The sequence below is a fragment of the uncultured Formosa sp. genome (assembly GCF_947500765.1).
Classification (GTDB): domain Bacteria; phylum Bacteroidota; class Bacteroidia; order Flavobacteriales; family Flavobacteriaceae; genus Formosa.
This window is the reverse complement of the sequence record NZ_CANMTH010000026.1, coordinates 1-4312: the sequence shown is the minus strand read 5'-3', so window position 1 is coordinate 4312 and position 4312 is coordinate 1. Positions and strand designations below refer to the sequence as shown.

The following is a 4312-nucleotide window of genomic DNA, read 5'->3' as shown; positions in this document are numbered from 1 at the left end:
TAATGTTTGGCAAAAAATCAGTTGATTTTAATTGAGATTTTTTGAGTTTGAGTGAGTTTCCGCAATTGCTGGCAACGGTTACGTATAAGAATAGTGCGGTTTTGTGTGCGAGGATTTTCCGCAGGAAAATCAGAGTGACCAAATACGCACTAGCCTTTGATTAAGCATTAAATTAAGCATTATTTTTATACAATGTTAGCCACTGTGTTTTTATTCAGTTGTAAATTCTGTAATGTGTTCACGAATATATTTAATTCGTAAATTGCTAATACTTTCTGTATTTCCTAATTCGTAAAATTCATCATCAAGTTTGTTCAAAGGATTGTCTTTATAAGATTCACTAAAACTTTCCATTGTTCCGTCATCAAATTCAGCAAGTCGTTCCTTGTTTTCTTCGTAAATTTTGTTCGCACGAGATGTTAATTCCGCATACTTTTCCGCTCCAATTGTTTTAAATCCGATTTCAGCCATTTTTGCATATTGACCGCTTGAATTAAAATAGAACTGATTAAATCCACCATTATTTACTTCCCCTTCTATTATCCAAGTCGACCAAAAACCTTGTTGTCCATTAGTCAGTTTTTGGATATTCGTAAGTTCATTTTCGTAATCGTCTCCAATTATTTCATAAATATTATCGAAAACAGATTGTTCAAGTTCATCGTCAGGAATGGAATCGAATATTTCTTTAGTCAGAACTTTATGTATTTTTCTGTTTTTCCAATCATCCACAGAATTCAATACTTTTTCGATTTCAAGGTCAACTTCAGATTTCTCTTTTTCTTTTTTACAGCCGAAAAAACTTAATATGGAAGATAGAATCATTATCGTTATTATCTTTTTGTTCATTGGATGGTTACATTGTGGCTAACGGTTTTGTGTATGATTAGTGGCGTGTTTAAGCACCTAATTTAGTAAATAAAAACCAAGTAGAAAATCCGCGAGGATTTTCGTAAGTAGGCGAGAACTAGCCATTAATTATACACGGTGTTCTACGCAGTTTTTATTTCCGTTAATATTTTTCCTTCTCCATTCAGTTCATATTTATAACCTTCCCAATCTATTAATTCAATTCTGTTTTCAACAATTTTAAATTCCGTTTTTCCGTCTGGATTTACAAAAATATCTCTCGCACTAAAATTCCATTTAGTTTCTCCATTTTTATTAATTCGGCTAACTTGAATTTCTCCGTGAACGATAAAATCTTCATCAAATTCATAAATTCCGAAACAAGTTGCAACGTCATATTGATTTCTCCAATTAGCTGATAAGTCCATTAAATTCAGAGAATATATTTGGTCAGAACAGCAAATGTAAATTCGGTCATTTTTAATTAGGAATGAATTTTCAGAAATTCCAGTTGCTCCTCCAGATTCCAATAATAATGCGCTACACTTTTCAATTCCGTTTTCTGTTATTCGAATTCCGTGTTTTGAAGAAGGTTGATATTCCAATTTATATCCTAAATCGGCTGGATATTGTTTCTTAAATCTCTGACCAAATTCCGCTGAATCCAAATCAGATTCATTTGTTATTTCAATTATGGAATTTTTATATTTTACTATCATTTTCTTGGTTTGGTCAAATTGCGTAGAACGGTTACGTATATGGAAAGTTGCGTGTTTGTGTGCGAGGATTTTCCGAAGGAAAATCAGAAGCTAGCAAACAAAGCAACTCACATTGGTTAAGCCTAAAATAGCAATTTTTTATATACAATGTTGGCTGTAGTTATTTTTCATATTTAGTTTTATTCAGTAATCTAAATCTATTGCCTGGTAGATATATAAAATCACCATACTCAATATTTACATTTTGATGTTTGAATTTTGAACAAATTAATTCTATGTATTTTGAATTAAATGATTGAGGTATTAATTTGGATAACTCTAATCCAATTTTAGTAAAAACCAAAACCTCAAGAGCTTGTTTAGGAACATTTTCATTTCTGTCTAAAACGATAGCTTTTTCACCATAATTCAAAACTTGTAATAGTTTAGTGTCACCTGTTGGATTCAAACTAAATTCTAAACTATCTTTACTAACAATAAGTCCTAATTCAACCATAAGTAACTTATCCGTAAAAGCGATTCCGAATTCTTTCTGTAAAAAATCATTTCTTGGGTTGAAAATGAAGTTTTTATCACCCGATTTAATTCTAATATCGGCAAATTTAGTAAATACTTCAGCTTCGGTTTTTGATAGGTTTTTTAGAAACTCAAGAGTTCGTATAGAATATGATTTTGGTTGCTTTGTTTCTCCTGCAAGTATTCTTCCCCAAATAGTCTGCATTTCCTCATCAGACACATCTTGAACAATATTGAAAAACCTCTTTGACCAGTCTTTATCAACGGGTTCTTCTGAAATGCTTTTTTCGTCTTTTAGTTGTTCCGCCGCAATTTCTACAACATTGTCGATGCTTTTTTGCCTTTCAACTTCATTAAAAAGTATTCTTTCTTGAATTCTTAAATAGGTTTCTGCTTCAAGTTCTTTTCCTTCGGCTAATGCTTTTGATTTTGCTTGTTCAATTATTTCAATTTCGTAAGCTTTTGATTCAGCTTCTTTTCGAATAGCTCTTGGTTTATATAATGTTCCAATACCTTTACTAATAACATCAATTAGTTTTTCAAATGGTTTTCCTTCAAATTTTATAAGATTGATTTCAGGCATTCTTCTTCTTTTTCGTTAATTACAGCCAACGTGATTGTGTATGGTTAGTTGCGTGGTTAAGCACCTAATTTAGCAAATAAATCACAGATAGAATATTCCGCAGGAATGTTCGTAAGTCGGCAGTGAACTAGCAATTAATTATACACGGTGTTGGCAGTAGTTTTTATTAAATTCAAGTTACATTTTAAGATTCTTAAGTTTCCAAAATTCAGGGATTTCCATATTATTTCCAGTCGTTCCTTTCATTAATTGATATTGGTTTTGTGCTATATGCATTTTTGATATTTTGATATCTTTATTTTTACTAATAGCTATATCTCTAACAATTTGGATATCATCAAATGGTGTTCTACAACCAAAGATTATTTCGGTTAGTTCTCCAGGATAGTCATTAAGCATATTTTTCATAATAAAGACTTCTCTATATTCTTCTTCATAAGACCAATCAATAGATTTGCTAGTAACTACAGGAATAATTTCTTTATAACTTTCAGATTTTTCAGTTATTCCTACAAGAGGGAATTTCTTGCTATATGACACTTTGTATAAGCTAGGCACCTTTTCTTCGGGAACATCAAAAACGAGGCACATTCCTTTATGATTATCGCCATAGTGAGCCCAAAGAAGATTATTTATATAATCAGAACTATAGCAAACAACTCCATACAAGCTTATTTCATCTTCTATACTTTTTATTCTTTCAAGATGTTCTTTTTCGAAATGCTCTATTTTTCCTTTATTGTTATGATAATATTTATCTATAAGACTAAACTCAAATGGGTCATTAAATTCAAATGGGTCAGCAACCCAATTTTTTTGATTGCTCAAATTTTGAAGTGTCAGTTTATTTATAGCTTGATATCTGTAAAAGTTCATTTTGGGTAAATTACTGCCAACGTTGCGTGTATGGTTAGTGCGGAAATAGAAAGTCAGAAGACTTTCAATTTAGCACGAGGCAAAGCATTTTGTTTGCCTTTATTTTTTTCTGTACTAAAGTCAAATCAAAATGATTTGACGGACTTAGTAAAAATACACAAAACTTTGGATTATACACCAAACCCCGCATTAATTATACACATTGTTGGCTACAGTTTTTAATTTTTGTTGTTCAAACTATTTGGGTCGAAACCATAATAAAAATTATTCAACTGTCCATTCGAGCTTTTTAGTTCAATTATATCCATTATTTCCTGAAAGTAAAGTAAAATCTTTTCTCTATCTTCAGAATCATATCCTAATTCTATTTCCGGAAATCTTAAAAGTCCAATTTTAATAGCTTCTTGGTATTTTTCGTCAGTCGGATTTTCAGTCTCCGCAATTTGTTTAAAATCTCTAGCAACATTGTTGATTTTTTCTGTCAATATTGGTTGGAGTTTTTCGTTAGAAAGACCAGGATAGAAATTCGGATAAGGTTGTTCTACGAATTTTTTTTCACTAATAAATTCGTCAAACTTTTTTATTGCATTTTTAGGTGTTTTCATTTGAGTAACATTTTGTCCGCAAGCAGATAAAGTCAAAAATGTAATTAATATTTTGATGTATTTCGTCATTTTTTTTTAATTGTAGCCAACGGTTTTGTGTATGGTTAGTTGCGTGGTTTAGCAACTAAATTAACAAAAAGGTACGAACCTGTGAATATTCCGAA

5 protein-coding genes are annotated in these 4312 nt (G+C 31.0%); all 5 read right to left on the bottom strand.

The genetic code is table 11. The features are described from left to right. Positions 1–210: 210 nt before the first annotated feature. Positions 211–849 (bottom strand): DMP19 family protein, encoded by a 639-nt coding sequence (locus Q1B05_RS18300; RefSeq protein WP_299782853.1) that lies wholly within the window; start codon positions 847–849, stop codon positions 211–213. A 143-nt stretch (positions 850–992) separates the two neighbouring features. Continuing rightward, on the bottom strand, positions 993–1517 hold the full coding sequence (locus Q1B05_RS18295; protein WP_299782852.1) for a hypothetical protein: 525 nt from the start codon (positions 1515–1517) through the stop codon (positions 993–995). Positions 1518–1728: 211 nt separating this feature from the next. Further along, on the bottom strand, positions 1729–2667 hold the full coding sequence (locus Q1B05_RS18290; protein WP_299782850.1) for a DUF2806 domain-containing protein: 939 nt from the start codon (positions 2665–2667) through the stop codon (positions 1729–1731). Between the two features lie 177 nt (positions 2668–2844). After that, entirely contained in the window at positions 2845–3495 is a 651-nt protein-coding gene (locus Q1B05_RS18285) for a DUF2971 domain-containing protein (protein WP_299782848.1), read from the bottom strand. Positions 3496–3761: 266 nt separating this feature from the next. Then, positions 3762–4217 (bottom strand): DUF4844 domain-containing protein, encoded by a 456-nt coding sequence (locus tag Q1B05_RS18280; protein WP_299782846.1) that lies wholly within the window; start codon positions 4215–4217, stop codon positions 3762–3764. Between the last annotated feature and the right edge of the window lie 95 nt (positions 4218–4312).